At 55.6% G+C, this 3,100-nt stretch carries 4 protein-coding genes and 1 pseudogene; all 5 read right to left on the bottom strand.

Annotation, left to right across the window (positions count from 1 at the left end; genetic code table 11):
• On the bottom strand, nt 1–234 hold a 234-nt coding region (locus CPT76_RS21915; RefSeq protein WP_146116399.1), incomplete at its 3' end, for a nicotinate-nicotinamide nucleotide adenylyltransferase.
• Nucleotides 235–249: 15 nt separating this feature from the next.
• Nucleotides 250–540, bottom strand: a complete 291-nt coding sequence (gene yhbY / locus CPT76_RS21910) for a ribosome assembly RNA-binding protein YhbY (RefSeq protein ID WP_076169735.1) — start codon at nt 538–540, stop codon at nt 250–252.
• Nucleotides 541–582: 42 nt separating this feature from the next.
• Nucleotides 583–1,455, bottom strand: coding sequence for a shikimate dehydrogenase (locus tag CPT76_RS21905; RefSeq protein WP_105444468.1), 873 nt, complete (start codon nt 1,453–1,455; stop codon nt 583–585).
• A 54-nt stretch (nt 1,456–1,509) separates the two neighbouring features.
• Nucleotides 1,510–2,557: pseudogene (locus CPT76_RS21900) on the bottom strand (GTPase).
• The gene (locus CPT76_RS21895) at nt 2,554–3,078 is read right to left on the bottom strand and encodes a YqeG family HAD IIIA-type phosphatase (protein ID WP_105444467.1); all 525 of its coding nucleotides are present in this window, start codon (nt 3,076–3,078) and stop codon (nt 2,554–2,556) included. The pseudogene CPT76_RS21900 and the gene CPT76_RS21895 overlap by 4 nt, the downstream one beginning before the upstream one ends.
• Between the last annotated feature and the right edge of the window lie 22 nt (nt 3,079–3,100).

Genomic DNA, 3,100 nt, shown 5'->3' with positions numbered 1-3,100 from the left:
GCCTCTTCTGATTTCGATATCGAGGGTCCGAAAGCAGGGATGGTCCGCAATCGCTTCGGCGACCATGCCGAGACGCTGTTCGCCGGTAGCTCCCGCCTGTTCCTTATGGGGCGGAATATGACTGGGCATGAACCAAACCTCGTCCAGTCCGAACGTGTCCCGGGCCGCTTCGGCAGCGAGCAGATGTCCGATGTGGATCGGATCAAAGGTACCTCCCATGATACCTACCTTCATGCTGATCCCTCCCGCTTATGGCAATTCAATCTGCTTATGATCTTTGGATTCTTTATATAAAATAATCGTGCTGCCGATCACCTGCACCAGTTCAGAGCCCGATTTTTCGGCCAATTCCTCGGCAATTTCGTGCTTATCTTCCAAGCAGTTGTTGAGAATGCTGACCTTCATCAGCTCCCTCTTCTCAATGGCCTCGACGATATGACGGATTAACTGGTCGTTGGTTCCGCCCTTGCCGACTTGAAAAATCGGGTCCAAATGATGCGCCTGGGACCGGAGATAGCGTTTTTGCTTACCTGTTAACATAAAATGTCAAAACTCCTTAATCTTCAATGTACAATTCAATAATCATGATTCCTTCATACTGGCCAGAACCGCGCTGCGCATCGCCTCTACCGGGGCGGGCAGTCCGGTCCAATACTCCAGGGCAAAGGCTCCCTGATTCACAAACATCCCGAGACCGCCGTGAATGACGCAGCCCTTCTTCTCGCTGTCGGCGAGCAGCAGGGTCTTCAGCGGATTATAGATGAGGTCGCTGACCACGATTCCCGGAGGAATCCGCTCGGAATCTAGCGGTGTTCCGTCCGTATGCGGATGCATGCCGACCGATGTCGTATTAATGATCACGTCCACTCCGCCTAGAATGGCCGGAATGTCGTCCATCGCCATCCCGCGAATGTCTGCCAGCGCCTTCCATTCAGCCGCCAGCGCCTCGGCTTTATCGGCCGTCCGGTTGGCGACATAAATCCGGTCCGGATGCTCCAGCGTCAGGGCGTATACGATACCGCGAGCGGCACCTCCGGCTCCGAGCACCAGAATGCTTTTGCCTTTCAGCTCGGCAATCGCTTCTTCCTTCAGGGAACGGACATAACCTATACCGTCTGTATTATACCCCGTGAGGTAGCCTCCGTCATTCACGATCGTGTTGACGGCTCCGATCTTCAAGGCCGTTTCGTCCAGCTCGTTCAGGAACGGAATAACCTCCAGCTTGTGTGGAATCGTGACGTTGATTCCCCGAAAGCCAAGCGCCTTGATGCCTTCCAGCGCCGTTCCGACCTGCTCCCGCGATACGCGCATCGGAACATAGGCACCCGGGATGCCGAGCGCGGCCAGCGCTGCCTTATGCATCACGGGCGATTTGGAATGGGCGATCGGATCCCCGATGACGCCCAGCAGCAGCTCCCCTGTATGTTTCAGTAACTCCGGTTTAGCCAAATTCATGGTTTCCCCTTTCCTGCTCTCACCTGTCAGCTCTTGCAGCGTTCAAAGGCAGCGTCAGATTAAAGAAGGTCTTGCCAGCACCTTGACTCCCCGCGGCGCATGAACAGCGCACAGGGCTCCCTGATCGCTGTTCACTTTAACCCAGCCCAATCCGGAGACGAACAGATCCATGCGCATACCGCGCTTGATGCGGAATTCATGCCTTGTCCATTCCGGCAGCTTCCCGATGTTCTCCCGGTTCGGCGGGGACAGCAATTCTCCGGCATGCTCCGCGTACAGCTCATCGGCACGCTCCAGCTTGGTGCGGTGTATGCCTACGCGGCTGCCGACAAAGCAAGTAAACGACTGGCGCTCGCCCTGAATAAAGTCAAACCGTGCCATGGCTCCGAAAAACAGCGTCTGTCCTTCGTTCAGCTGGTACACGGCCGGCTTCAACGGGTTGTCCGGCATCACTGCGCCAAGGTCCTCCCGGGTGACGAGCTCACTGTAGCGCCAAGGGTATACGATCCCCGGCGTGTCGATAATAAAGCGGCCGTCGTCGAGCGGAATGTTGACCATATCCAAGGTCGTTCCCGGGTAACGCGATACGGTCAGCTCCTGCTCCAAATCGCTGTAATCCCGGATCAGCCGGTTGATCAGCGTCGATTTGCCGACATTGGTCGCCCCCACCACATAGACGTCGCGGTCCCCGCGATATGAGGCAACCGTGTCCAGCAGGCGGTCAAGCCCTAATTTTCTTCCAGTTTGTCACTTTAGGCAGAAGGTCGATTTTGTTCACGGCGAGAATGACCGGATTGTTGCCGACAAACCGCTGCAAGCCTGAAATGAGGCTTCCTTCAAAATCGAACAGGTCTACAATATGAATAACGAGCGCGTTCTTCCCGCCGATTTGGCTGAGCAGACGCAGGAATTCATCCTGGTCGACGGCAACGGAAGAAGCCTCGTTGTAGTTTTTAATCCGGAAGCAGCGCTGGCAGATGACCGGATCCCGGTCCATCGCTTTCTCCGGGGTATACCCCGGAAGCTCGGGCTGCTCCGTTTGGATGGCAATACCGCAGCCGCTGCATTTTACGGCTTGACTGCCGTCTATCGGGTCTTTCATTGTTGGTGTTCCTCCTCCAGCCATAATCCCTTTTTCCGCAATCGTGCGAGCGCAATTTTCTCCAGACGCCGGTTAATGCGCGTACCCCAGCCTTCATCCTGAATGGATATCGGGAGCACCAGCACGGTAAACAGGCCGAGCCGGTTGCCGCCGTACACATCGGTCAGCATCTGGTCGCCGACCACGATCGTCTCCTCGCTCTTCAGGCCCATCATCTGCATAGCTTTCCGGAAAGGCGCGTTCGACGGCTTGCGGGCTTCATGGACAAACCGGATATCCAGCGGGGTGGCAAAAGTTGATACCCTCGCCATTTGGTTATTGGACACGATGACAAGCTGAAACCCCGCCTTTTTCACCTTTTCGAACCAGGCGATCAGCTCGGGGGTGGCCAAGGGAGCCTTGGCACCGACCAGCGTATTGTCCAGATCCGTGATGATTCCACGGAATCCCTGCGAATACAGCCGCTCCAAATCCAGATCAAACNCCGTTTTTACCNCATTTTCGGATAGCATTTCAAACAATTGATGTCACCTCAGTTTCATA

The organism is Paenibacillus sp. AR247, from assembly GCF_002968895.1.
Taxonomy (GTDB): domain Bacteria; phylum Bacillota; class Bacilli; order Paenibacillales; family Paenibacillaceae; genus Paenibacillus_AQ; species Paenibacillus_AQ favisporus.
The sequence above is the reverse complement of the archived record's forward strand: the minus strand, read 5'-3'. Positions and strand labels throughout refer to the sequence as shown.